A 25,334-nucleotide genomic window follows, 5' to 3' on the forward strand; every position below is an offset into this window, starting at 1 on the left:
AATTCTAGCATTCTTATTAGGTGAGACCTATTTTCCGTACCGGATTACTCATGTTGTGCCTGTTTGGTAGTGTGCCTGTATTCGGGCAGACACAGGACACTACGGCTATGGAGAAAGAGGAGAAAGAGGAGGCAGGTCTTTCCACTCACAAAAAAATCCACGTTTACTACGACAGCGATCAAAAATTGCTGAAAGAGGCCTTCTTTGTGTCTGACACCCTAAAAATGACACTGGATGGCCCTTATACGGCCTATTATGCGAGCGGCAGCATTAAAGAAAAGGGACAGTACTCCGGCAGTACTGCCACTGGTTTCTGGGAGTACTATTATGAAAGCGGCACCCCTAAAATGAAGGGTGAGCTTAAAGATGGCTCTAACTGGGGGCATTGGAAATACTATTTTGAGAGCGGCAACCTAAGCATGGAAGGTGCGATTTTTGATGGCAGGCGGCAGGGCGAATGGATCTACTACTTCGAAAATGGCAGCGTAAAGCGCAGGGGTAAATACCTGGATAATAAAAAAGTTGGTATCTGGAATTACTTTTACGAAAGCCAGGATGGACAGTATGGCCCTTTAAAAGCTCAGGCCTTCTATGAAAATGGCGTAGGTGCCTATAAAGAATTTTACCCCAACAGCGGCCTTAAGGCCGAGGGTATTTATGTAGATGGCAAAAGTGAAGGCACCTGGACCTATTATCATCCTAATGGCCAGCCACAGGCTAAGGGTGTATATACAGACGGGCTCCGGACAGGCAAGTGGGAGTATTATCACGAAGATGGTAAAAAAGCCGCTGCAGGTAATTATGCCGATGGCCTGCGCCAGGGCCGATGGGAGTTTTATAACACCAACGGTACCCTAAGCTCAGAAGGAGAGATGCAAGAGGGTAAGAAAGAAGGTTACTGGAAGCTCTACAACCAGTGGGGCGAATTCAGGGGAGAGGGAAATTTTGTTAAAGGCCAGGGCGAGTACAAAGAGTTTTACGAAAGCGGCCGTATCAAAACAATCGGCACCATCAGTAACGATCTTAACCAGGGCGAATGGCTATATTACTATGAAAACGGCCGTCTGGAGGGCCGGGCCAACTTCACAGATGGCAGGGGCATGTACACGGGCTATTATCCCGATGGTACCCTCAATATGGAAGGAGAAGTTCTGAACGGACAGCGTGTTGGCATCTGGAAGATGTATAAGCCCAGCGGCGAGCTCTCTGGTTTCTATAAAGTTTACTACGAGAACGAAAAGCCTGTTTACAAAATAATTGAAGATGAACCGGAGGAAACCAGCAGAGAGCAGACCGGTTTGCCTGGCTACAGGTACAGGGTGCGCTATTTCCGCAACTTTAAACCACAGATCAATGAGTTTAAGGCGCTGATCCTTGCTGCCAACCCGCTGGCTGTATCCTTGGGCAGCGTGCCGGTGTCGGTAGAGTATTATATCCAGGAGCGCCTGGGTTACGATGTGCATTTTACCTTTATCAGGAATCCTTTTTTTGAAAGGCATCATATGATTGAGCCCGGTGAGGAATATTCCAGGGGATTCTCATTTGCACTTCGGCAGAAGTTCTATCAGAAGGAAGATAACCTGGGCATGTTCTACTACGGGCATGAGGCCAGGGTAACATCACAAAGCCATTACACAAACATACTGGAGGGAAATGCCATCAGCCCCAACCCGGTGCAGCTGGATGAGGTAAAGGCAGAGTACAGCATACTGTTTGGTAACCGCCTTACCAATGATGCAGCCAGCAGGGGCTGGACCATGGACATTTTTGTAGGCCTTGGTGTTGGCAGGCGTTTTGTAAATGAACGCTTCCCGGCAAGTGATGCTTCTTATGATCATTATTTTAAAGACTTACGGGGAAAAAACTTAACCATACCGGTTCGCCTGGGTGTGAATTTTGGCTATGCGTTAAACCGTCTGAAACGTTAAATGCTTTAAGGATAACCACCTTACGCTGCTTATGAGTAAAAAACTATCGCTTCGTTTAACGCCCCAGCAGGCGTTTGATAAAACACTTTTAGAGGAAATTGCACTTCGGGAAGCTGGTATGGCAGGTGCAGAGGATGTGGAAATAAGGCCGCTGCGCCGCTCCATAGATGCCCGCAGCCGCCAGACCTGGGTTAATGTTGAGCTGGAGGTATTCAAATCAGAGGCTGTTCCACCCCTCATAAACTGGCAGCATGAAAACCTTCAGCAGGTAGCGGAGCAACCCCCAGTGATCGTTATTGGTGCCGGGCCTGCCGGTTTGTTTGCAGCCATCAGGCTGATTGAGCTGGGCCTTAAGCCCATTGTGCTGGAGCGCGGTAAGGATGTGCGGGAGCGCAGAAGAGATCTGGCTGCCATCAACAAAGAGCAGACGGTAAACCCTGAGAGCAACTACTGCTTTGGAGAGGGGGGCGCTGGCACTTATTCCGATGGCAAGCTCTATACCCGAAGCAAAAAGCGGGGAGATGTACGCAGGGTTTTGGAGGTACTGGTGGCCCATGGTGCCACTACAGATATCCTGGTAGATGCACACCCTCATATCGGCACCAACAAACTTCCGCAGGTAGTACAGGCACTTCGGGACACAGTGCTGAAATGGGGCGGTGAGGTACATTTCGATACCCGTGTGGACGATCTTGTGCTGGAAAGGGGAGAGGTGACCGGGGTAGTAACAGCAGCCGGAGATTTGATCAAAGGCCTGGGTGTGATCCTGGCTACAGGGCACAGTGCCCGCGATATATTTCACCTGCTCTACAACAAAAAGATCTTAATTGAGTCGAAGCCTTTTGCGCTGGGGGTGCGGGTAGAACATCCGCAAGCGCTTATAGATAGTATTCAGTACCATTGCACCTCCCGCTCGGCATGGTTGCCGGCGGCTGCCTATTCGCTGGTGGCACAGGTGCCTTACCAGGGGGTAGAGCGTGGGGTGTTCTCTTTTTGTATGTGCCCTGGCGGTTTTATTGTGCCCGCAGCTACGGCTCCCGGCGAGGTAGTGGTAAATGGTATGAGTCCCAGCAGGCGTAATTCTCGTTTTGCTAATTCTGGCATTGTGGTAGCGGTAGAGGCCGATGATGTAAAGCCCTTTGCAAAATGGGGCCCACTTGCTGGCCTGATGTACCAGCAGTCGGTAGAGCAAAAAGCCTGTGCAGCTGCTGGTGGTACACAGGTGGCCCCGGCACAACGGCTGCAGGATTTTGTTTCCCGTCGCGCCAGCAGTACCCTGCCGGATACCAGCTACCAGCCGGGCCTGCAGTCGGTAATGATGGAAGAGGTATTACCGGCGGCCATAGGACAGCGGCTGAAACAAGGGTTTAAGGTGTTTGGACAAAAGATGAAGGGCTACCTTACCAATGAAGCACAGGTGGTGGGCGTGGAGAGCCGAACATCATCCCCGGTAAAAATTCCACGCGATCCGGAAACACTCGAGCATGTGCAGGTAGGGCGCTTGTACCCCTGCGGTGAAGGAGCCGGTTTTGCGGGAGGCATCGTTTCGGCTGCCATGGATGGAGAGCGCTGTGCCGAGAAGCTGGCAGAGAAATGGGCATCAAAATGGGTTAAAATGTAACCTATCCCCCTCAACAGCAGTACATATTAACGATATGAGTAAGAAAACTGTAGTAATAGGAGCCACCCCGAATCCATCGCGCTATGCTTATATAGCATCTAACATGCTTAAGGAGTACAGCCATGAAATTGTGCCAGTGGGCATCAAAACAGGTGAGGTGGCCGGTGAGCAAATTTACGATCTCAGGGAAAAGCCCGGTTTTACCGATGTTGATACCGTTACCCTGTACATTGGTACCCAAAATCAGCCCGAGTGGTACGATTACATCCTGGGGCTCAGCCCAAAACGAATTATCTTTAACCCCGGTACCGAAAATACAGAGCTGGTAGAAAAGGCGAGGGAAAAAGGTATACAGACCGTTTACGGCTGCACCCTGGTAATGCTAAGAGCGGGAACGTATTGAGGCAGAAAGATCAAATTTTCTTGCATGATTGTCTTTTTCTAATATAGGAAGCTTATTAAGAGTAGGTAGAATAACGGCCATATCAGAATGATTTTGGCCGTTTTTTTGTTCTTTTATCATAACTGCTTACCAATTTCCGGTGCAGGAGGAGTTGTGTTTATGTTTTGTACTTTTTATAGTACTAAAATGCACGGCTTCCCTTGCTGTTTCTGGGATATATTGGTAAAGTTTACTATCTTTGTATGTTACGAAAATGTAGGTATGAGTCCTCAAGATAAAGCTAATTCAAGTGATTACGGTGCCAGTAATATTCAGGTACTGGAAGGTCTGGAAGCAGTGCGTAAGCGCCCGGCCATGTATATTGGTGATGTTGGCGTAAAAGGTCTGCATCACCTGGTATGGGAAGTGGTAGATAACTCTATTGACGAAGCCCTGGCAGGCTACTGTGATCACATTACCGTAGAGGTTTTTGAAGACAACTCTATTAAAGTTACCGATAATGGCCGTGGTATCCCCACCGACCTGCACGTTAAGGAAAACCGCTCTGCCCTGGAGGTAGTAATGACGGTGCTGCACGCCGGTGGTAAGTTTGATAAAGACACATATAAAGTGTCCGGCGGTTTGCACGGTGTTGGTGTATCCTGCGTAAATGCACTATCCATTCCTTTACGGGCGGAAGTACATCGTAAAGGTAAAATTTATGAGCAGGAGTACAGCAAGGGTATTCCTCAGTATAGCGTTCGTGAAATTGGCACAACAGATAAAACGGGTACCATCATCCATTTCAAGCCCGATGCTGAAATTTTCACAACCACTGTCTATAATTACGAAACCATAGCCACCCGTTTGCGCGAGCTGGCATTCCTGAATGCAGGTATCACCCTGGAGCTTTTCGATCACCGCGAAAAAGACGATGATGGGAAATCGCTGTACCAGCGCTTTCACTCAGAAGGTGGCTTAAAGGAATTTGTGGAGTACCTCGACAGTACCCGTGAAAAGCTGATTCCTGAACCTATTCACATCACCCACGACAAAGGAGAGATTCCTGTAGAAGTAGCCATGAGCTACAATACCTCTTTCTCCGAAAATGTAGTGAGCTATGTGAACAACATCAACACCATTGAAGGAGGTACGCACGTGGCTGGTTTCCGCCGCGCGCTTACCCGTACCTTAAAAGCCTATGCCGATAAATCCGGCATGCTCGATAAGGTTAAAATAGATATCAGCGGCGATGACTTCCGCGAAGGCCTTACCACAGTTATTTCTGTGAAAGTGGCCGAGCCACAGTTCGAAGGCCAGACCAAAACCAAACTCGGTAACTCCGATGCCATGGGTGCAGTAGATACCGCAGTGGCCGAAGCGCTGGGTTACTGGCTGGAAGAACACCCCCGTGAGGCCAAGCAGATTGTGCAGAAAGTAATTTTGGCTGCACAGGCACGCCATGCTGCCCGCAAAGCACGTGAAATGGTGCAGCGTAAAAACGTACTGGGCAGCAATTCAATGCCTGGTAAGCTGGCCGACTGCTCCGACAGCGACCCTGCAGAATGCGAACTGTACCTGGTGGAGGGTGACTCTGCCGGTGGATCTGCCAAGCAGGGACGCGACCGTAGGTTCCAGGCTATTCTGCCGCTGCGTGGTAAAATCCTGAACGTAGAAAAGGCCCAGGAGCATAAGATCTACGACAACGAAGAGATCAAGAACATGATCACGGCAATGGGCGTAAGCTTTGGTACTGCCGAAGACGATAAAGCCCTGAACCTGGAAAAGCTTCGCTACCACAAGATCATCATCATGACCGACGCCGATATTGATGGTAGCCACATCCGTACACTAATTCTTACCTTCTTCTTCCGCTACATGCGGGAGCTGATCGAGAAAGGCTACCTCTACATAGCACTGCCTCCTCTTTACCTGGTAAAGCGTGGCAAGGAAGAGCGTTATGCCTGGAGCGAAGAGGACCGTATGCGCCTTGTGAGGGAAATTGCTCCTGAAGGTAAAGAAGACAGTGTAGGCGTGCAGCGCTATAAAGGTTTGGGTGAGATGAACCCTGAACAGCTCTGGACCACTACCATGGACCCTGAAATGCGAAGCCTTAAACAGGTAAGCATTGAGTCTGCCGCCGAGGCCGATCACCTGTTCTCCATGCTGATGGGAGATGAGGTAGCTCCCCGACGGGATTTCATCGAGAAAAATGCAAAATACGCCAAGCTGGACGTTTAAATAAAAACAAGCCTATTCTTCGGAATAGGCTTTTTACTTTTAGGCTGGTATTTTAGCATCAGTGCTTATTTTTTCGTATATAAGCTACCAGAGAATTTTTTTCCTATGCTCCGACAAACTCGCATATCTTCTTATATTTTCAATAGTCCCTTCATTAGCAGGGACCTCAGCTGGATTAAATTTAACGAAAGGGTTTTTGATCAGGCGCGGCATCCCGGCCGCAATATTTTTGAAAAGCTTAAGTTCCTGGCCATCACCTCCTCTAACCAGGATGAGTTCTTTATGATCAGGGTAGGCAGCCTGTACAATTACATCGACTATGGCCGGGAGCGCGTTGATTATTCCGGCTTACGTGAAATTCCATTCAAGCGTAAATTGTTTGCCGATTCACAGGCATTCCATGCCGAACAGCACGAGCATTTTCTGAAAAACCTCATGCCTGAGTTTAAGGAAAATGGCTTCCGTATTGTAAAGCTTGATGAACTGGAGGATTACGAGCTCAAACAGGTAAAGCGGTACTTTAAAAAGACCATTTTCCCGATGATCACCCCAATGGTCTATGATAGCTATCATACCTTTCCCATCCTGATGAACAAACTGCTCATCTATGGGGTGATTACGCACAATCCTTCAGATAAAAAAGAACAACGCAAGCTTTCGTTTATCCAGATTCCGCAAAACCTGCCACGCTTTTATGAGATTGAGCGCGAAAATGAGCTGCTGTTTGTTCCAATAGAAAACATCATATGCCGGTTTATTGCCAAGTTTTTCCGTAATGTAGAAATCCTGGCAGTTAACCTGTTCCGCATTATCCGGAATGGCGATTTTACCCTGGAGGAAAGTGAGGATATTGATAATAATTTCCTGGAGGAGATCAAGCAAAAGCTAAAAACCCGAAAAACGGGCAGGGTGGTACGTATTGAAGTTGAGGAAGGTTATGACAGCTGGATGATGCGCCTGCTCAAGAAACGCTGGACAATTGACAATGATAATGTCTTCGAGGTGTCGAAGCAGAGCCTGATGGATTTTACCGGCTTATGGCAAATCATTAAGCACAAAGAGTTTGCAGATGCTGTGCCTACTGGTCATCCGCCGGTGCCGCCACTTACTTATACCCAGGCAGACAGGGCAGAGAATATATTTGAAGTGCTGAAGCAAAAGGATATTCTGCTGCACCACCCGTACAACAGCATCGACCCCTTGCTTACTCTATTGGAACAGTCGGCCGAAGATCCGGATGTGCTCGCGATAAAGATCACTATTTATCGCCTGGCAGATGATTCTAGAATCATAACGGCACTGCTCAAAGCTGCAGAAAACGGAAAACACGTATCGGTGCTTTTTGAGCTGAAGGCTCGTTTTGATGAAGAGAATAACATGCGCGAAGCCAAGCGCCTGCAGCAGGCAGGCTGCTTTGTTATCTATGGTATCAGCAGTTTTAAAACACATACCAAGCTGATGCTGATTGTGCGCAAGGAGGGAAGCAAAGTGCGGCGTTATGTGCACATGAGCAGTGGTAACTACAACGAAAAAACAGCGCGCCTGTACACCGATGTGAGCCTGCTGACCAGCCACGATAAGTATGCCAATGATGTGTCGGAATTCTTCAATGTTATAACGGGCCACAGCAATCCCGAAACCTACCGCTACCTTATTACGGCTCCGCGTGATATGCGGCAGCAACTGATAGAGCTCATTCGCCAGGAAGCTGAAAATGCCCGGCAGGGACTGCCTTCGGCGATAAGCATCAAGATCAATTCCCTGGAAGATCGGGAAACCATACAGGAACTCTACGCTGCCTCTGAAGCAGGTGTGCCTGTTAAGCTGGTAGTCAGGGGCATCTGTTGCCTGCGGCCTGGAAGAGCCGGTTTAAGTGAAAACATCACCGTAAAATCTATTGTGGGCGATTACCTGGAGCATGCCCGTTTATATTATTTCCACAATGGAGGAGAGCCATTACTTTATGCGGGTAGTGCAGATATTATGGTTCGCAGTTTCGACAGAAGGCTTGAATCGCTCTTCCAGGTGCTGGACCCCATGGTTTTGAAAGAGTGCCTGCTGATCCTGGACTACAACCTGCGGGATAATACAAACAGCTACATACTGCAGGAAGATGGTAACTACATAAAAGTACAGCCCGCCGAAGGTGAGGAGCCTTTTAATGTTCACCAGGAATTTTTCAGAATTACCAATGATGACCTGGAGAACATCCATCTGTTTGAAGAACAGCTGATGGAGGAAGAAGACGAAGCAGCAGTAGAGGAGGAAGCACAGGAAGTATCCTCAAAAACAAAATAGTATAGCAGACAATATAAACAGAGCAGGCCAGCTGCAGGCGTTAAGCTGCAGCTGGCCTGTGCTCTTTTAATTTTGCTGCATATAGACATGCTTCAGCAGGCCGTCTTTCAGGCCAACAGAAGGTACTTTTATAGCAGTGCAGCCTGCCCACTTCATTATTTTAAGGTAAATATCGGCAGCGGGCACTATTACATCGGCCCTGTCGGGGTTAAGCTGCAGTTTGTGTATACGCTGCAGCACACTAAAACCTGCAATATAGTTTCGCAGCTCCTGGAGCCTTTTATAACCTAAGCTCTGGCCTGGCTTCTTTTCGGCCATGTTGTATAGTTTGTTGATGTTGCCCCCGGTTCCCAGGGCAATTACTTTGTCGGTACCCTTAGGGAGGTGTTTGTGTACCCACTGCTCCAGGGCTTTCCAGTCCGTATCCAGGTCTTTACCCTGCAGGTTACGCACAGAACCCAGCGAAAATGATTCCGAAGCTGTTTTTTTACCGTTCTGATACAGGTTGAGTTCGGTGCTGCCTCCGCCTACATCAATATGCAGGTAGTGGCCTGGCTGAAGTGTGTCGCTTAGGGCAAGATCTATGAAAGAAGCTTCCTGCTCCCCGTCTATAATATTTATACTGATGCCCGTATGGTCCAGTACCTTTTGTACAAGGGCCTGACCGTTCGTTGCCGTACGCATGGCAGAGGTGGCACAGGCATAGTAATGATCAACCTCAAACAGCTCCAGTAACAATTTGTAAGCCTGCATAAGCTTGATGAATTTCTCTTCTGCTACCTCACTGATGCTGCCCTGGCTAAAGACGTCTTGTCCAAGCCTTAATGGAAAACGTACATACTCTACTTTCTTAAAGACAGGCCCGGAATTTCCGTCCAATACAGCGCTTATTTGCAGGCGTACGGCATTTGAGCCTATGTCTATTGCGGCTAGTTTCAAATCAATATATTAATTTAATGTAACTTTGTTGCATAAAAGGTAGACTTTGTTACCTTTGACAAAAGTAAACACAAAAGCCGTGAAACTCTCTAATTTTTTTTTCGCTGCTACGCTTCTGATGCTTGCTCTGGGTGGCTGCATCGAATCAGAGGAAAACTTTCAACCTACTCTCTTAGCGTACTATAAGCCTGTTTATGCCTCAGAACAGGAGTTGTTTAAAATTCAGGTTCAGCCGGTCCGATCGCTACATGACCCCGGCCGCATCTACACCAAAGGTACCCTGCTCATTATTAACGAACGTTTCAAAGGGTTTCATCTGATTGATAATGCCGATCCGGCCAACCCTAAACCCCTGATGTTCCTGGAGGTGCCGGGAGCTGTTAACATGGCCATGCAGGGGCAGTACTTATATGCAGATAATGTAACAGACCTGATCACGATAGACTTAAGTGATCTGCAGCAGATCAAAGAGGTAAACCGCCAGAAAGATGTATTTGAAGGATTTAAGCCTTACCCTTTGCTGCGTGATGTGGGCTTTGAATGTGTAGATAAGAAAAAAGGCATTGTAGTAGGCTGGGAGCTGGCAGATATGCCATCCGGTGAAGTGGAATGCTGGCGTTAATTTTTATATCTAAAGATCTCACACCATGAAAAAAATACATCTCCTCTTCATAATCATGCTGCCTTTTCTGGTAGCACCCGGCTGTAGCGAAGATAGTTCTTCGGAGGTAATGCCCGGAGCAGGTCTGGGAGGCTCCATGGCCCAGTTTACAGTATATAACGGGCAGCTATACCTCCTGCAGTCAAGTGAGCTGCGCACTTACAGCCTCGAAAATCCTGCTGCTCCGCAACTTGCCAATACCCAGCAGGTGGGCATCGATGCCGAAACACTTTTTCCTTACAGTGGTAACCTGTACGTGGGTTCACAGGGTGGAATGCATATTTACTCGCTGGATAATCCGCAGCAGCCACAACATCTTTCTACTTTTCAGCACATCACCAGCTGCGACCCGGTGGTGGTAGAGGGCAATTTTGCTTATGTTACCCTACGTTCCGGCTCTCCCTGCCGCTTTGGAGTTAATGAGCTGAATGTGCTGAACATCAGCGATAAAACCATGCCGCAGTTAATCAGCAGCATGGTAATGAACAGTCCGCAGGGGCTGGCAGTAAATAATGGCATTCTGTATGTGTGCAATGCAGAGTATGGTATGGTTGCCCTGGATGTTACCAATCCCTTCAATATCAAAATACTTAAAGAGTACAAAGATTTCGATGGCTACGATGTTATTTTTACACCCCGCAGCCTGATGATGATTGGCAAAGACGGGCTGGTGCAATACAACCCTGCCGATCCGGCTAAACTGCAACAGCTGAGTATAATACCTGTAGTTCCTGTAGAATAAAGATGAAGCATATGTTTTTGCTGGCAGTGGCTTTTGTGCTTCTGCCTTTTGCGGTATTAAGCCAGACAGCAGACTCCGTAACTGCAACAGAAGGGCTCACTCCCTTCACCAGGGGTATTACTTTTGGATTTGAATTGTGGCCTATCACAAAAGAGCGGGTTCGTTTGGGCTATCATTGGGAGTGGAAGCCAAACATGCAGTGGAACCATGAGCTTGCCTATTTCAACGCTGCCCATGGGCTCTTTGCATTCGGCCAAGATGAATGGTGGGAAGATAACTACGGCAACCTGCATGGCGTGCAGCTAAAAAACGAGCTTAGAATTTACCATAGGAGAACAGAGCCAGCCTTTTGGTATCATGGTGCCAGCATTGCCTATTTGTACAGCGAACATAATTTGGTGAAAGGCTTTGAATGTGAGGATAATGGCTGGAGTGGCGGCTGTGCCTACTTCCGTAACTTCAGACCCCTACAATCGCATACAGCAACGCTGGCTGGTAATTTTGGACTGGTACTTACCACCCATGGCATTCTTCATTTTAACTTTTTTTCAAGCCTGGGTCTCAGGGGTACATACTTTCCCCTGTACAGGTCGGAGGGGTATTTTGGCAAAAACAGGGTAATAGCAAAAAGTGAACATTTTGCACTGGAACCCTACCTGCACCTGGGGGTAAACTTCTTTTTCACCCTTAGTAAAAGAAAGGATCCTGCCACAGGCTTGCAGAATCAATAGTTTTTCTGCAATTTTGCAGTGCTTATCCAGAAAGACGGAGGGAATGGGCCCTATGATGTCTTAGCAACCTGGACAGACTTTGTCTGGTGGTGCTAACTCCCATGCCTGGTTTAAGGCAGAAGATGAGCGCATCCGTGCAAACTGGTGCATCCGCTCCCTCCCCCCTTGATGGGTAAGCCTACATGAGCGGATAATTATGATTTCTACAGCAACAACTTCCCGTACTGAACTTTTATATAAGCAGCTTGAAAAGCGTATTCTGGTGCTCGATGGTGCCATGGGTACACAAATTCAGCAATATACCCTCACGGAAGCCGACTTTCGCGGCGATCGCTTTGCCAGCCATTCCCATGATCTGAAAGGTAATAATGACCTGTTAAGCCTTACCAGGCCTGATATCATCAGTGCTATTTACCGGGCGTATCTGGAGGCCGGGGCTGATATTCTGGAAACAAACACCTTTAGCAGTACCTCTATTGCCCAGGCCGATTATGCCCTGGAATCTGCTGTTTACGACCTGAACAGGGAGAGCGCCCGCCTGGCCCGTGAAGCAGCCGATGAATACACCCGCCAGAATCCCGATAAGCCACGTTTTGTCTCCGGATCTATCGGGCCCACAAACCGAACAGCCTCCCTTTCTCCGGATGTAAATAACCCTGGCTACAGGGCAGTTACCTTCGATCAGCTGGTAGAGGCCTATGCTGAGCAGGTGCAGGGGCTGGCCGATGGTGGAGTGGATATCTTTCTGGTAGAAACCGTATTTGATACCCTTAACTGTAAAGCGGCCATCTATGCCATTCTGGAGTGGCAAAAGAAATCCGGGCAGGAATTGCCCATCATGATCAGTGGCACCATTACAGATGCCAGCGGCCGTACGCTTAGCGGACAAACCCCTGCAGCATTCTGGGCCAGTGTAAGCCATGCGCCACTGCTTAGTGTTGGTTTTAACTGTGCACTAGGTGCCAGACAGCTGAAGCCTTACCTGCAGGAGCTAAGCCGTTTGGCCAGCTGTGGCGTTAGTGCTCACCCTAATGCAGGCCTGCCAAATGAGTTTGGTGCCTACGACCAATCTGCCGAAGAAATGGCGGGTATCATAGATGAGTTTTGTAAAGAAGGACTGGTAAATATCATTGGTGGCTGCTGTGGTACCTCACCGGCGCACATCAAAGCCATTGCAGAAGTAGCAGCAAAGCATAAACCAAGACAGCGCCCAAAACCTTCTGCACAACCAATCTTCAGCGGCCTGGAGGCTTTCACCATTACACCACAAACCAACTTTGTGAACATTGGCGAACGCACCAATGTAACGGGTTCCCGCAAATTTGCGAGGCTTATCAAGGAGGGTAATTTCGAAGAAGCTCTGACTGTTGCGCTGCAGCAGGTAGAAGGTGGTGCCCAGATCCTGGATGTGAACATGGATGAAGCCATGCTCGACTCCGAAGCATCCATGCAGCACTTCCTGCACCTGATTGCCTCTGAACCTGATATTTCGCGCCTTCCGATCATGATCGACTCCAGTAAATGGAGTGTACTGGAGGCTGGCCTGAAGTGTGTGCAGGGTAAAAGCATTGTAAACTCAATCAGCTTAAAAGAAGGAGAGGAGGCATTTCTTGAAAATGCCCGTAAGGCCCGCCAGTATGGTGCAGCGGTGGTGGTAATGGCTTTCGATGAAGAAGGACAGGCCACAGACCTGCCGCGGCGCATTGAGATTCTTTCACGCAGCTATAAGCTCTTAACAGAGGTAGTAGGCTTCCCCCCACAGGATATTATTTTCGACCCTAACATCCTGACAGTTGCTACCGGCATGGAAGAGCATAATAATTATGCTGTTGAATTCATAGAGGCTGTTAAATGGATCAAAACAAACCTGCCAGGTACACTGGTAAGCGGTGGTGTGAGTAACGTTTCATTTTCCTTCAGGGGCAATGATCCGGTACGTGAGGCCATTCACAGTGCTTTTCTGTATCATGCCATTAAGGCGGGGCTGGATATGGGCATTGTAAATGCAGGCCAGCTGGTGGTTTATGAAGAGATTGAACCCGAACTGAAAGAGCGGGTAGAAGATGTACTGCTGAACAGAAGACCGGATGCAACAGAGCGCCTTATTACCTATGCCGAAGAAATAAAAGGCCAGGGAGGAGAGCGTAACGCAGCCCAGGAACAGGCCTGGCGGCAGGAGCCGGTGGCAGAGCGTTTAAAGCATGCCCTGGTAAAAGGTATTGTAGAGCATATAGAAACTGATGTGGAGGAAGCACGCCAGCAGTTTGCCAAACCGCTGGAGGTAATTGAAGGCCCGCTGATGGCAGGAATGAACGTGGTGGGAGACCTGTTTGGTGAAGGTAAAATGTTTCTGCCCCAGGTGGTGAAAAGCGCCCGGGTAATGAAGCGTGCGGTGGCTTACCTGCTGCCATACATTGAAGCAGCCAAGGAGGAGGGAACCAGCAGCAGTGCAGGAAAAGTACTGATGGCCACCGTAAAAGGCGATGTGCACGACATCGGTAAAAACATTGTAGGTGTTGTACTGGGCTGTAACGGCTATGAGGTGGTGGATATGGGCGTGATGGTGCCCCTGCAGCGTATCCTGGATCAGGCTGAGGCAGAGGGTGCAGATATCATCGGGCTTAGTGGCCTGATTACACCCTCACTGGATGAGATGATTTACGTAGCCCAGGAGATGGAGGCCCGGAAAATGAAGCAGCCCCTGCTGATTGGCGGTGCCACTACCAGCCGCATACACACGGCTGTTAAAATTGCTCCTGTATATTCCGGCCCCGTAATCCATGTGGTAGATGCAAGCCGTGCCGTAACTGTGGCTTCAAAACTCATGAGCAGTGAACGTGATGCATATACCAGCGAAATACGCCAGGAGTACGATCATATGCGTGAAGGCCATGGTCAGCGCCAGCGCGATAAAAATTACTTAGCTATTGAAGAAGCACGTAATAATCGCTTTTCAATTAACTGGGAGGGGTACCAGCCACCTAAACCAAAATTTTTAGGCACGGAGAAGTTTGTGAATTACCCCCTGGAGGAAATTGCAAAGTTCATCGACTGGACACCTTTCTTCCAGACATGGGAGCTAAAGGGCCGCTATCCTAATATACTGGAAGATGAAAAGCAGGGAGAGGTAGCCACTAAGCTATTTGAGGATGCACAGAAAATGCTTCAGGATTTTATCCGTGGCCGTAAACTACAGGCCAATGCAGTGATAGGCTTCTGGCCTGCCTGTGTGGAGAACTACGATACCGTGCTGCTCTACAAAGATGATAACAGGCAGCAGGTGCTGGACCAGTTCCTGACCCTGCGTCAGCAGGGACAAAAAGCAGCAGGAGTGCCTAACATCAGCTTTGCAGACTTTGTAGCTCCCAAAGAAACCGGACTACCTGATTATGTTGGTGGCTTTGCTGTTACGGCCGGTATTGGCCTGGATAAACTGGTGAAAGAGTACGAAGCAAAACACGACGACTACAGTTCCATTATGGCCAAAGCCATAGCCGACCGTCTGGCAGAAGCTTTTGCAGAGCTGATGCACCAGCGTGTGCGCCGTGAATTCTGGGGCTACGCTCCTGATGAGGCTCTGGCCAACGAAGACCTGATCAGGGAAAAATACCAGGGTGTGCGCCCGGCCCCGGGTTATCCTGGCTGTCCGGATCATACTGAGAAGATTACCCTTTTCCGCCTGCTGAATGCCGAGGCCATAGACATGCACCTGACAGAAAACCTGGCCATGACGCCCGCAGCCTCCGTTAGTGGCCTTTACTACAGTCACCCCGATAGCCGTTACTTTGGCCTGGGCAAAATTGGCAAAGATCAGGTAGAAGACATTGCCAGGCGAAAAGGCGTTCCATTTGAAGAAATGGAACGCTGGCTGAAGCCAAACCTGAATTATGATTAATAAGAGGCTAGAAGTTAGAATACAGATGTTAGACTGCTTTCTGGCTTCAATTGTACTTACGCTAACTTCTAGCCTCTACCTTCTCTTCTAACGACTTAGAAATAAATGAAAATCACAGAGCATCTCTCCAGCGCTAAAAAAACCTTGTTTTCTTTTGAGGTGCTGCCACCACTTAGGGGGCAGAGCATTCACAGCTTATATGAGCATATGAATCCGCTCATGGAGTTTAACCCTCCGTTTGTTGATGTTACTTATCACCGGGAGGAGTATGTTTATAAAAAGCGCGAGAATGGCCTGCTGGAAAAAGTGAGCATACGCAAGCGCCCCGGTACCGTAGGTATTTGTGCTGCCATCAAAAACCGCTATAATGTTGATGCTGTTCCTCATATCATTTGTGGTGGCTTTACCAAAAGTGAAACAGAAAATGCGCTCATTGACCTTGATTACCTGGGGATAGATAATGTGCTTGTGCTGCGTGGCGATCCTATCAAATCAGAAGCCCGTTTTGTGCCAGAGGCCGAAGGCCACCATTATGCCATTGATCTGGTGAAGCAGGTGAAAAGTATGAACAGGGGCATCTATCTGCACGAGGAGATGGAAAATTCTGCGCCTTCTAATTTCTGCATTGGCATTGCAGGTTACCCGGAAAAGCATGAGGAAGCACCAAACCTGCAGGCAGATGTTCGGCATCTGAAAGCAAAAGTGGAGGCCGGTGCCGATTATGTGGTAACGCAAATGTTCTTCGATAACAGCAAGTACTTCCGCTTCGTGGAGTTATGCCGCGAGGCAGGAATAACTGTGCCCATCATTCCGGGCCTGAAGCCTATAACTGTAAAACGGCAGCTGGCAGTTTTGCCAAAGATCTTCCACATTGATATACCTGAAGAGCTACTGATTGAGCTTGAGAACTGCAAAAATGATGCAGCGGCAAAGCAGATAGGGATTGAATGGGCAATCAAGCAAAGCAAGGAATTAATGGAGTGGGGGGTGCCATGCCTGCATTACTACAGCATGGGCAAAAGTGATAGTGTCTATTCCATTGCCAAGGCGATGTTTTAACCCTGCGAAATAGCGTATACAATAAATAAGAGCAGCTGACACTTATCAGCTGCTCTTTTCTTTTTTTAGGAATTTGGATGAATAAATGGATATAACTTTCCTCATTCTAAATTCTCTGTTATGTTGCTCCAGTAGCTTTTTCAGTCAGGGATTTGTCAAATGGTATCCTGCTGACTTGAAAAGTGAGGCAGTTAACCATTCCTAATTTACCACAGGGGGGAGTGAGGGACTTAATAGTAGGGTTTCAGCCATAAAAAAAAGGTAGCAAAGCAAAGCCTCACTACCTTCTGTTAATTATATATCCTAAGGGTTACCAGCTGCGGCTTTTAGAGCCTTTGCTGCCTTTAGATCTCTTTTTATCACGATCGCCGCCCCAGCCAGAGGTAGAGCTTTTACTTTTAGCTCTTTTTTCTTTGGGTGCTGCTGTGAAAAGCGGATTCTGACGTCCATACTTCGTAGTGAAAACATGAAGTATTTTTTCAGCTTCGGCCTCACCCAGATTGATGTAAGCATGAGAATCGAACATCTCGATTTTGCCTAAACGAGCAGGGCGTATACCTGTTTCCTGCTGAATGTAATTCAACAGATCGGTTTTGCTCATATCGTCGCGGCGTCCCATGGCTACAAACAAACGAGTCTGGTTGCTGTCTTCAGAACGATCTCTTCTGTCGCTTCTCTCACCTCTTTCAGAAGAATCTCTTCTTCTGTCCTGTATGGGCTGGATCTCCGGCATATTGGTAATGTCCGGACCGGCCGCATGCTTCAGCAGAGCTGCAACAGTTTCTTCTGGAGAGTACTGGCTAAGCAATTCAGCAGCAAGGGCATTGAAATCCCTGGTGCCGCCACTGGCGATCACGCCGCTAACCTGCACCTTCAAGCCATCAAGCCTGCGTTGCAGTACTTCCTGGTTTGTAGGTATTTTACCCAACCTGATGTCGGCTTTTGCTGCATGGCGAACATTGCCCAGCAGGCGTCTTTCAGAAGGACTCACCAGGCTGATGGCAGTACCCTGCTTACCGGCACGGCCTGTACGGCCAATGCGGTGCACATAGCTCTCCGCCTCATAAGGCAGGTGGTAGTTAACCACATGGCTTAGGTCAGTTACGTCTATACCACGTGCGGCTACGTCTGTAGCTACCAGGATCTGTGTTTTACGATCACGGAACTTCTGCAGAATTTTCTCCCTTTGCGCCTGGGCTACATCGCCATGCAGGGCTTCAGAAGGATAACCGCGGGCTTCCAGCTGCTGAGCAAGCTCGGCAGTTTCGGCTTTGGTACGGCAGAAGATCACGCCGTAGAAGTTGTCCTCTACATCGATCAGACGAGCAAGTGCGTTAAACTTTTGGTCGGCACGAACCTCGTAATACACCTGATCAATCAGGGCGGTGGTTACATCCTCACGTTTAGCTACCAGGTTCTGGTAGTTACCCATGTAGGTTTTGGCCAGCTGCAGAATGCGCTGTGGCATGGTAGCCGAGAACAGCAGCATACGGCGAGCCGGATTTACGCTTTGCAGGATACGCTCAACATCTTCGGCAAAGCCCATGTTCAGCATTTCATCTGCTTCGTCGAGCACTACATATTTAACCCCTTGTAGGTCTAATACGCCGCGCTCCAGCATATCTATTACACGACCAGGAGTACCCACTACAATGTCGGCACCCTTTTTAAGTTGCTTTATTTGTAGGCTAATGCTTTGTCCACCATAAACAGTTACGATAGACAATTTCTTTTTGCCCTTTAAACTTTCAATCTCGCTTGCAACCTGCATACAAAGTTCGCGGGTTGGCGTAAGAATAATAGCTTGTATAAATCCAGCTCTTTCCTCTGCTCTATCAAGCACGGGTATACCAAAAGCAGCAGTTTTGCCGGTTCCGGTTTGTGCCTGGGCCACCAGGTCGGTGTCGCCATTCAGCAGTAGAGGGATTGTTAGGGCCTGGATTGGTGTGGGTGTGTCAAAACCTTTCTGCTCCAAAGCCGCCAGTACGGTTTCGGAGACACCCAATGAACGAAATTCTTCCAATTAATGATTTTTGAAGCTGCAAAGCTACAATAATTTTTCAGCTTTGCGGCATGTTACTAATAATTCTCAAATTGAGGCAATTAGCGATAACGGGAATGAGCGGTCGCTTTTCTGTGGGGGGAAGTGAGAAAAACGAAATACGTAATGCGGCCGAAGCCCCTGTACAATACGTACTTATGAAATCTAATTCAGCAGATCGCGCTGCCTGGCAGCTTAATTACTGCCTTTCAGAATGTATAACCTAAGGCAGGTATCCTTAAGTTCCACATTAGTGAAAACTTTATATAAATCTTTTGTGTTTAATTTAATTAAATATTTATTGAACAAACTAGTGTGATCTTCGTACCTTCTTAAACAGGAAACAGGAAACAGGAAACAGGAAACAGGAAACAGGAAACAGGAAACAGGAAGAGTTTATGCTGCTTCGCTTCCTGACTTAACATCTATCACAGCTAAAACCACAGACAATGTTCGGACTTTTTAAATCTAAAACAGAGGAGCAAAAGCTCCGTGAGCGCTATGAGAAGCTGATGGCTGAATCTTATACACTCTCACATACTAACCGCAAGGCCAGCGACCAGAAGGTTGCAGAAGCAGACAGTGTGATGAAACAGCTGGAATTGCTGAAGCAAAAGCAAAACTAAGTACAAAGCCTCATTTGTATAAGGCACCCCCTGCCTTTATACTCTCCCGGATGTTGCCTATTTGTCATTTAGCAATAAGCCGAACTGCAGGCCAAAGATAAGTGGCTTTTCATCAAAATGAGGGCTTATGCTCTCGTTGTTGTTAAGCTGAAACTGTACAGCCGGGCCCACACTAAGGGATGTTTTTCCATCGAGCTTTGCTTTAACTGAATAGCCAAGGCTTAAGAAGGTGTTAATGCGCTGCTCTGCATTGTAGTGCAGCATGGCTTCTATATCCAGAAAACTGTTTACAAACCTTGTTGGCAGTTTATAGCTTAAGCCAGTGGAAAGGCCTACGTTATGATAAGACTTTTCAATTGTCTGGCTCTGCTCAAAATGTGTTGGTGAGTAACTTAATGCATTGGCATCGGCGTACAAACGCTGGTAAGCATCGGGTCTGGCGTTATGATAGGTGTAAGAAAGGCGCTGTTGCTGGTACCAGTAGTAGGCACCCGATTTCCAGTTCAGGCTTTTTAAGAGTGGGTAAGAAACGCCCGCCGCTAATTGCCCACCCATTCTGGAGCCCGAAACTGCAGGTTCAGATGCCAGCGATGTGATAATGATGCCATCGGTTTTGCTGGGTTCTACCTGGCTGTAGGAGAGGGTTGGCTGTGCTTTTACCCACATGGTAGCCATAGACCGCTGCTTTTCACGTTTTTCCTTTTTAAAAACAGGTGGTACCGCTTTTGCTACTTGAACTTCAGGGGCCTCTATGTTGTAGCGCAGAGGTGCTTCACCAGGTACAATTGCAATAAGTGTATGCTGTTTTTCCTCTTCTGTTAAGTTTACAGGCGGAACTGTGGTCTCACTTTTTATTGCTGCTTCAGTGAGCTGCTCAGTTTCACTAAGCAGCTTGTTATCACGGAAAGCTTTAGTTCCGTTCAGCGCTGCAACATCAGTGCGAACAGCAGATTCAGCCGGTTTTCCCTGTTTAAATTCAGCTGCAGCCACAGAAGGTTCCGCTTCAGCAGTCTCAGTTGTAACATGATTATCTTGGTGCTGTGCAACTGCAGTGCCATCTGCATCGATTGTAGCGCCAGGAGCAGTTTGCAATGCGTACTCACTTGTAGTACTGGTGCTGTTTTCCTCAGCAGTGGCTGGCATATTGCTGCCTGATTCGGCATTAGCTGCTTTTTTACTGCTCTTAGCGACTGATACTTCTTGCTGCTGTGCCCCATTGGCAGTGGCGGGGTTTTCGCCCACCTTAGCCAGTGTTGCAGATGATGCCGGGCTGGCAGGCGAAGTGGGCCCCTGCTCTTCAGTTGAAAGTTTGTGCCCCAAACCTGCTACTGAACCGGAAGAAGCACTTTCATCAGATTCAATTGATGGGTTTTCTGATGCAGCTGCTGTTTCATGCTCACGCGCTATTGTGGTGTTACCTGCCAGTGTAGGTGAACCGGCTGTTAAGTCTCCGTTGGTGTGCCACATCCAGAATCCTGCAGGAGCTAAAAGCAGGGCAATGGCTGCCGCAATCCATAACCAGGGCCAGCGGGGTTTATCCTCCAGTTCTGCCTCTATGCGGTCCCAGGCATCGAAAGCCGGTGTGCCCTGCAGGTTTTGCAGCCGCTCGCCCAGTTTTTCCTCCCAGGGGTTAAATTGCTTTTTCATACTTGGTCACTCCCATTTCTAACAATCTTTTCTGAAGTAGTTGTTTTGCAGCATGTAACTGCGATTTTGAGGTACCCACCGTTATGCCCAGCATTTCTGCTATTTCCGGGTGGGTATGCCCATCTACCACATACAGGTTAAATACCAGTCGGTAGCCTTCGGGCAGCAATTGAATCAGCTCAGTGAGTGCACTGTCATTTAAACTATCTATAATTTTATTATAGGTATCATCTTCAACATGAACATCCTGCACATTTACATGGGCCATCATCTTGGCAGAGGCCTTATAATGGTTTATGGCATGGTTGATCATGATGCGGCACATCCAGCCTTCAAGGGCTTCAGGAACCTTAAGAGTGCTGATGTTCTTGAAAATTTTCACAAAACCTTCATGAAAAATATCCTCTGCATCTGCAGTTGAGCGGGCATAACGCAGGCACACCCCCATAAGCTTATGGTGGTACCTTTCGTAAAAAGTACGTTGTGCCCTTCTGTCGCCTTTTTTACAGCCCTCCAGAAGCTCCTGGATACTCATGTTGCAGTCTGGTAGTAGAGGATGTGCATCCTTGTTTATTTACAGCAAATTTAAAGAAACACTACTGCCGGAACAGTTACCGGCCGTATTACATATTTCATACCTTAAGGAATCAGCTCCTGTATAACCTTTTCCGGGCTGGTAGTAAATCTTGTTACCTTCAATATATGTATTCCCTTTTTGTGCAGCCCCGGTGATGGTAAAGGAAGAAAGTTCATCAGCACACAGTTCATCATTTTCCAGTACATCCAGTGCTACATATTCGGCTTCTCCATACTCCTGAATGTAAGCTGCTATATTGTACTCATCATTTTTTGCAAGCGGGGCGCATGCACCTCCGTCAGGGCTTACCTCCAGTTGCACATAGGCCAGGGTGCAGCGTGTTCCTTTACCCTCTATGGTCTGGCAAATCTGGTAAATAAAATAATCTGATCCGTTGTAGCCGGCATTTGGGGTATAGGTAAAGGTATTATTAATAACGCTTAAGTTACCCCTGGATGGTATTGCAGAAACAGATGCCAGTACAGCAGCATCTGTGCAGATCCTGTCGTTGCTTAGTACATCCAGAAGGTTATGCTCTGAATCTGTTTTTATGGCTATACTATCACTGATGGCACCGGCATCGCAGGGAAAAGCAGCCCTATCTGATGAAATGTGGATTCTGGCCAGGTAGTTTGCTATTGACTGGTCTTCATGCACAATTCTGAAGCCTATATAATCTGTAGCCTGTGTGATTGTATTAAAAGACTCATAAATAACATAGCCACGCGGATCTAGTGAAATATTTCCATACTGGGGTTGCTGGCTGATCTGAAAAGTTGAGGGCCTGCCATTGCTGTTGGCTGGTGTTGCAGCCACGATCCATTCCTGTATATTAATTACAGTAGCGCCGCCGGGAAAAGTATAGACCTCGAAATTTCCCACATCTGTTCTTTCATTTAAATTTGCAGGGGCAACATCTTCAGCCAGGCTATCACAGCTGGTACTTAGTGCAAGTATGGCTGCAAGGCAGAGTAGAAGATTAGGAATGGATCTCATCTGGTGGTTTGCGTTTATACCTGTATGACAGCCCACAGCGATAAAGGGTTGGTTGCTGTTCTAAAGATTTTTTAGAAACTCTTTGGAGTACCACCTGGCTTAATGCTATGGCTGTAGAGCACTAGGCTCCTTCACTTACAGATCATGAGCAGCATATCATCTAAGTTTTTGAAAAGCTTCTATAAAGATAAGTAGATGCTGGAAAATTCCTATTCCTTGGAGGCAGAGTCTTTTGATTATCAGCGGCAAAAAGAACAAAAGGGCATGCAGAAACACACAGCGTAATGCTGCTGATTTAATAATGACTGTTATTCAGCTACTTCAGCTTAAAAGGTAAATCACAGTCTGTAGAAAACAGAAAGTTTAGATCAAGCTTTATTCTTTAGTTTCTTCTCGGATGTAAAGAGAGCAGATATAAAGGCAATGGTATGATATCCCTGTGCCTACTGATTACTTATGGAGCTGAATCTTATATGACATCCGGAAATCAGGAATTTCAACACCTTGATATCCCATGTCTTCCAGATCTGCCTTGAATTTCTTCATCACCGATTCTTCGCCATGTACGAGGAAGATCTTTTGCAACTGCTCCTTGTCCTGACAATGTAAAAACTTTACCAGGTCAGAGAAATCTGCATGGGCACTGTATTCATTCATCAGGATAACATCTGCCTTAACCTCCATTTCCTCATCGAAGATGTTTACTTTTTTTGCGCCATTCAGCAGGCGGCCCCCCAGGGTAGAGGGTTCGCAGTAGCCTGTTACCAGTATTGTATTGCGTGGGTCGGAGATATTCTTTTTAAGGTGGTGGCGTATACGGCCGGCTTCCATCATGCCAGAGGAGGATATGATTACGCAGGGTGCATCCAGGGCATTCAGAATCTTAGAATCTTCCTGTTCGGTAATGAAATGCAGGCGTTCAAAGCCAAAGGGATCGGGGTCTGTTTTGATAAACTCAAGCATTTCCTTATTGAAGTATTCTGAGTAACTGCGGGTTATGTCTGTTGCGTATACCGATAGCGGACTGTCAACAAACACATTGACACCTTCAGGTAAGCGACCGTCTTCTGCCAGAATATTCAGAGAATAAACTAACTCCTGGGTTCGGCCAATACTAAAGGCGGGAATCAGCAATTTGCCACCCTTTTCAATGCAGGTCTCCTGCACTATATCTCTTAGCCGCTCTTCTGTTTTTTCCAGCGGTGCGTGAAACTTGCTGCCGTAAGTAGATTCACAAATGATTACATCGGCCTGCGGAAACTCCTGCGGAGCCCGTAGAATGCGGTTTTCATAGCGGCCAACATCTCCTGTAAAGCAAAGCCTGATGGTTTCATTTTCTTCCCTGATGGTAAGATTTACTGCTGCACTGCCCAGCATATGCCCGGCATCCGTAAAGAGCAGCTCTATGCTATCATCTATGGTATAGGGCTTATTGTAAGGAACGCTTACAAACCGTTCCAGGCTTTCTTCAGCATCTTTCTGGGAGTAAAGGGGCTCTTCCTGGCTGCCATTGCTTTTTCTGGCATTGGATTGCTGAATATTGGCCCCATCGATCAGCAGCAGCTGGCAAAGCTCCTGGGTAGGTGGGGTGCAGTAAATTTTTCCCCGATAGCCCATGCTCACCAGCCGTGGTATAAGTCCGGTGTGATCGGTGTGGGCATGGGATAACACCAGGTAATCCAGGCTTTCCGGATCAAAACCAAAATCGCGGTTCAGATCATGCACATGGTCTCCACCACCCTGAAACATGCCGCAGTCCAGCAAAATCCGTTTTCCATTTTCCAGTGTTAGCAGGTGCTTACTGCCAGTTACTGATTTTGCTGCTCCATAAAAAGAGATTTCCATATGTGTTGCTGTAGATTAAAAAATATTCATTGCCGCTTAAGAAAGCCATTTAGCAGGTAAAGCCCGTGCTACTGCAAAACGGAGCACTGAAAAGTTTGTTCTGCTAAGTGGGGTTAAGCAGAAATAAATCTTCTGGTGGCATGTTGCCCATCCGGTTAAAAAGGCGCGGTTCAAGTATTTTTTAAGCTTAGCTCATTTGCATAAACAGGCGAAAACCATATATACTGTAAATGAAAATTTTGTACCTTAATAGGATAAGCCGCTGGTTTTGTGGCTGATGCTTTTGGAGAGGCCTTTAGTTGCCTTCAGTAAATGTCAGTTCAACTACAGCATATGGGTATTGCCTGAAACTTTGGCGCTGAGCTTAAAAATATAAGAACATGAAGCCCTATTATTTAATGCTATGCTGTGTGCTTTCGCTTTTTTGCAGTAACCTGTTCGCCCAGGGAGACGACCGGCTAAAAATTAAGTCTGGTGGGGAAGAGGAGGTTGCAGCCAGAGTTTACCGTTACCCCGATTTTAAAGAGGGTAAGGTGCATTTCAGGAATGGTGCCTTTGGTAGCAGCCGCATGAATTTTAATTTATTGCTGGGGGAAATGCATTTTATAGATAGAAGGCGCGATACTTTAGCCCTTACAGGACTGGATAAGGTTAATTTTATAGCTATAGAGGCAGATACTTTTTACTATGATGCACTCAATGATGAATTTCTTGAACAGGTTGCCAGTTATGGCAATGCAGTGCTGATGGTAAGCAAGAAATACAAGTATTCATCTACCCATAAAAGTGCCGCTTATGGTCAATATTCTGCAACCCAGGCCTCAACTTCCTTAAATAACATTCAGGCTGATGGCAGAACTGTTGACCTTTCTCCAGACCAGTATGCGTTGTATGTAAAATCTGTTAAATACTTTATGAAGGCCAATGGGGGCGATCTTATACCAGTAACAAAGGGAAACTTTTTAAAGGTGTTCCCAAATCATAAAAACGCTATTCAGAACTTTATCAAAACCCATAAAACAGACTTCGATAAAGAGGAAGATCTTAAGCAGCTGCTAAGCTTCAGTAGTGGCTTGTAATGGCTAATGGAACGCCTGTTCCTGTA

Annotated in this window: 18 protein-coding genes and 1 riboswitch; of the genes, 12 read left to right on the plus strand and 6 right to left on the minus strand. The window is 47.4% G+C overall.

All coding sequences use genetic code 11. The features are described from left to right. Positions 1-20: 20 nt before the first annotated feature. The 5 genes from KWJ01_RS14735 to ppk1 all read left to right on the plus strand — a co-directional run bounded on the left by KWJ01_RS14735 (position 21) and on the right by ppk1 (position 8,470). The gene (locus KWJ01_RS14735; protein WP_224997346.1) at positions 21-1,928 is read left to right on the plus strand and encodes a toxin-antitoxin system YwqK family antitoxin; all 1,908 of its coding nucleotides are present in this window, start codon (positions 21-23) and stop codon (positions 1,926-1,928) included. Positions 1,929-1,959: 31 nt separating this feature from the next. Next, on the plus strand, positions 1,960-3,549 hold the full coding sequence (locus KWJ01_RS14740; protein ID WP_224997348.1) for an NAD(P)/FAD-dependent oxidoreductase: 1,590 nt from the start codon (positions 1,960-1,962) through the stop codon (positions 3,547-3,549). 34 nt (positions 3,550-3,583) lie between these two features. Further along, positions 3,584-3,952: a CoA-binding protein gene (locus KWJ01_RS14745; RefSeq protein WP_224997349.1), complete on the plus strand. Its 369-nt coding sequence runs from the start codon at positions 3,584-3,586 to the stop codon at positions 3,950-3,952. Positions 3,953-4,213: 261 nt separating this feature from the next. After that, entirely contained in the window at positions 4,214-6,172 is a 1,959-nt protein-coding gene (gyrB, locus tag KWJ01_RS14750; RefSeq protein WP_224997351.1) for a DNA topoisomerase (ATP-hydrolyzing) subunit B, read from the plus strand. A gap of 105 nt (positions 6,173-6,277) precedes the next feature. Beyond that, positions 6,278-8,470 (plus strand): polyphosphate kinase 1, encoded by a 2,193-nt coding sequence (ppk1, locus tag KWJ01_RS14755; protein WP_224997352.1) that lies wholly within the window; start codon positions 6,278-6,280, stop codon positions 8,468-8,470. Between the two features lie 66 nt (positions 8,471-8,536). Here the strand turns inward: ppk1 and KWJ01_RS14760 are convergent, their stop codons facing one another. Beyond that, positions 8,537-9,409, minus strand: a complete 873-nt coding sequence (locus tag KWJ01_RS14760) for a phosphatase (protein WP_224997353.1) — start codon at positions 9,407-9,409, stop codon at positions 8,537-8,539. Positions 9,410-9,488: 79 nt separating this feature from the next. Between KWJ01_RS14760 and KWJ01_RS14765 the strand changes: the two genes are divergently transcribed. From KWJ01_RS14765 to metF, 5 genes are all read left to right on the plus strand, one after another. Continuing rightward, positions 9,489-10,031 carry a hypothetical protein gene (locus KWJ01_RS14765; RefSeq protein WP_224997354.1) on the plus strand — a complete coding sequence of 181 codons (543 nt, stop codon included), beginning with the start codon at positions 9,489-9,491 and terminating at the stop codon, positions 10,029-10,031. Positions 10,032-10,056: 25 nt separating this feature from the next. After that, on the plus strand, positions 10,057-10,812 hold the full coding sequence (locus tag KWJ01_RS14770) for an LVIVD repeat-containing protein (protein ID WP_224997355.1): 756 nt from the start codon (positions 10,057-10,059) through the stop codon (positions 10,810-10,812). 2 nt (positions 10,813-10,814) lie between these two features. Continuing rightward, positions 10,815-11,543: a hypothetical protein gene (locus KWJ01_RS14775; protein ID WP_224997356.1), complete on the plus strand. Its 729-nt coding sequence runs from the start codon at positions 10,815-10,817 to the stop codon at positions 11,541-11,543. Between the two features lie 19 nt (positions 11,544-11,562). After that, positions 11,563-11,672, plus strand: a riboswitch (SAM riboswitch). A gap of 67 nt (positions 11,673-11,739) precedes the next feature. Continuing rightward, positions 11,740-15,438 (plus strand): methionine synthase, encoded by a 3,699-nt coding sequence (gene metH, locus KWJ01_RS14780; protein WP_224997357.1) that lies wholly within the window; start codon positions 11,740-11,742, stop codon positions 15,436-15,438. A 105-nt stretch (positions 15,439-15,543) separates the two neighbouring features. After that, positions 15,544-16,497, plus strand: coding sequence for a methylenetetrahydrofolate reductase [NAD(P)H] (metF, locus tag KWJ01_RS14785; protein WP_224997358.1), 954 nt, complete (start codon positions 15,544-15,546; stop codon positions 16,495-16,497). A 310-nt stretch (positions 16,498-16,807) separates the two neighbouring features. Here the strand turns inward: metF and KWJ01_RS14790 are convergent, their stop codons facing one another. Next, positions 16,808-18,520 carry a DEAD/DEAH box helicase gene (locus tag KWJ01_RS14790; RefSeq protein WP_224997359.1) on the minus strand — a complete coding sequence of 571 codons (1,713 nt, stop codon included), beginning with the start codon at positions 18,518-18,520 and terminating at the stop codon, positions 16,808-16,810. Between the two features lie 467 nt (positions 18,521-18,987). Between KWJ01_RS14790 and KWJ01_RS14795 the strand changes: the two genes are divergently transcribed. Further along, complete coding sequence (locus KWJ01_RS14795; RefSeq protein ID WP_224997360.1) at positions 18,988-19,164, plus strand: Lacal_2735 family protein; 177 nt, start codon at positions 18,988-18,990, stop codon at positions 19,162-19,164. A gap of 57 nt (positions 19,165-19,221) precedes the next feature. On the opposite strand, the gene KWJ01_RS14800 is transcribed toward KWJ01_RS14795, so the two are convergent. From KWJ01_RS14800 to KWJ01_RS14815, 4 genes are all read right to left on the minus strand, one after another. Next, positions 19,222-20,811, minus strand: a complete 1,590-nt coding sequence (locus KWJ01_RS14800) for a hypothetical protein (RefSeq protein WP_224997362.1) — start codon at positions 20,809-20,811, stop codon at positions 19,222-19,224. After that, positions 20,795-21,346, minus strand: coding sequence for an RNA polymerase sigma factor (locus KWJ01_RS14805; protein ID WP_224997364.1), 552 nt, complete (start codon positions 21,344-21,346; stop codon positions 20,795-20,797). Before KWJ01_RS14805 ends, KWJ01_RS14800 begins: the two co-directional genes overlap by 17 nt. 39 nt (positions 21,347-21,385) lie before the next feature. Beyond that, positions 21,386-22,384 carry an Ig-like domain-containing protein gene (locus KWJ01_RS14810; RefSeq protein ID WP_224997366.1) on the minus strand — a complete coding sequence of 333 codons (999 nt, stop codon included), beginning with the start codon at positions 22,382-22,384 and terminating at the stop codon, positions 21,386-21,388. 450 nt (positions 22,385-22,834) lie between these two features. Then, positions 22,835-24,229 (minus strand): MBL fold metallo-hydrolase RNA specificity domain-containing protein, encoded by a 1,395-nt coding sequence (locus KWJ01_RS14815; protein WP_224997368.1) that lies wholly within the window; start codon positions 24,227-24,229, stop codon positions 22,835-22,837. A gap of 380 nt (positions 24,230-24,609) precedes the next feature. On the opposite strand from KWJ01_RS14815, the gene KWJ01_RS14820 reads away from it, so the two are divergent. Next, entirely contained in the window at positions 24,610-25,308 is a 699-nt protein-coding gene (locus KWJ01_RS14820) for a hypothetical protein (RefSeq protein ID WP_224997370.1), read from the plus strand. The last annotated feature ends 26 nt before the right edge of the window (positions 25,309-25,334 follow it).

The sequence above is a fragment of the Cesiribacter sp. SM1 genome, from assembly GCF_020178975.1.
Taxonomy (GTDB): Bacteria; Bacteroidota; Bacteroidia; order Cytophagales; family Cyclobacteriaceae; genus Cesiribacter.

Excerpts from the sequence above, each read along its gene's own strand:
- KWJ01_RS14740 (WP_224997348.1), top strand. The coding sequence starts at position 1,960 with ATGAGTAAAAAACTATCGCTTCGTTTAACGCCCCAGCAGGCGTTTGAT.
- KWJ01_RS14745 (WP_224997349.1), top strand. The coding sequence starts at position 3,584 with ATGAGTAAGAAAACTGTAGTAATAGGAGCCACCCCGAATCCATCGCGC.
- gyrB (WP_224997351.1), top strand. The coding sequence starts at position 4,214 with ATGAGTCCTCAAGATAAAGCTAATTCAAGTGATTACGGTGCCAGTAAT.
- ppk1 (WP_224997352.1), top strand. The coding sequence starts at position 6,278 with ATGCTCCGACAAACTCGCATATCTTCTTATATTTTCAATAGTCCCTTC.
- KWJ01_RS14770 (WP_224997355.1), top strand. The coding sequence starts at position 10,057 with ATGAAAAAAATACATCTCCTCTTCATAATCATGCTGCCTTTTCTGGTA.
- KWJ01_RS14775 (WP_224997356.1), top strand. The coding sequence starts at position 10,815 with ATGAAGCATATGTTTTTGCTGGCAGTGGCTTTTGTGCTTCTGCCTTTT.
- metH (WP_224997357.1), top strand. The coding sequence starts at position 11,740 with ATGATTTCTACAGCAACAACTTCCCGTACTGAACTTTTATATAAGCAG.
- metF (WP_224997358.1), top strand. The coding sequence starts at position 15,544 with ATGAAAATCACAGAGCATCTCTCCAGCGCTAAAAAAACCTTGTTTTCT.
- KWJ01_RS14795 (WP_224997360.1), top strand. The coding sequence starts at position 18,988 with ATGTTCGGACTTTTTAAATCTAAAACAGAGGAGCAAAAGCTCCGTGAG.
- KWJ01_RS14800 (WP_224997362.1), bottom strand. The coding sequence starts at position 20,811 with ATGAAAAAGCAATTTAACCCCTGGGAGGAAAAACTGGGCGAGCGGCTG.
- KWJ01_RS14805 (WP_224997364.1), bottom strand. The coding sequence starts at position 21,346 with ATGAGTATCCAGGAGCTTCTGGAGGGCTGTAAAAAAGGCGACAGAAGG.
- KWJ01_RS14810 (WP_224997366.1), bottom strand. The coding sequence starts at position 22,384 with ATGAGATCCATTCCTAATCTTCTACTCTGCCTTGCAGCCATACTTGCA.
- KWJ01_RS14815 (WP_224997368.1), bottom strand. The coding sequence starts at position 24,229 with ATGGAAATCTCTTTTTATGGAGCAGCAAAATCAGTAACTGGCAGTAAG.
- KWJ01_RS14820 (WP_224997370.1), top strand. The coding sequence starts at position 24,610 with ATGAAGCCCTATTATTTAATGCTATGCTGTGTGCTTTCGCTTTTTTGC.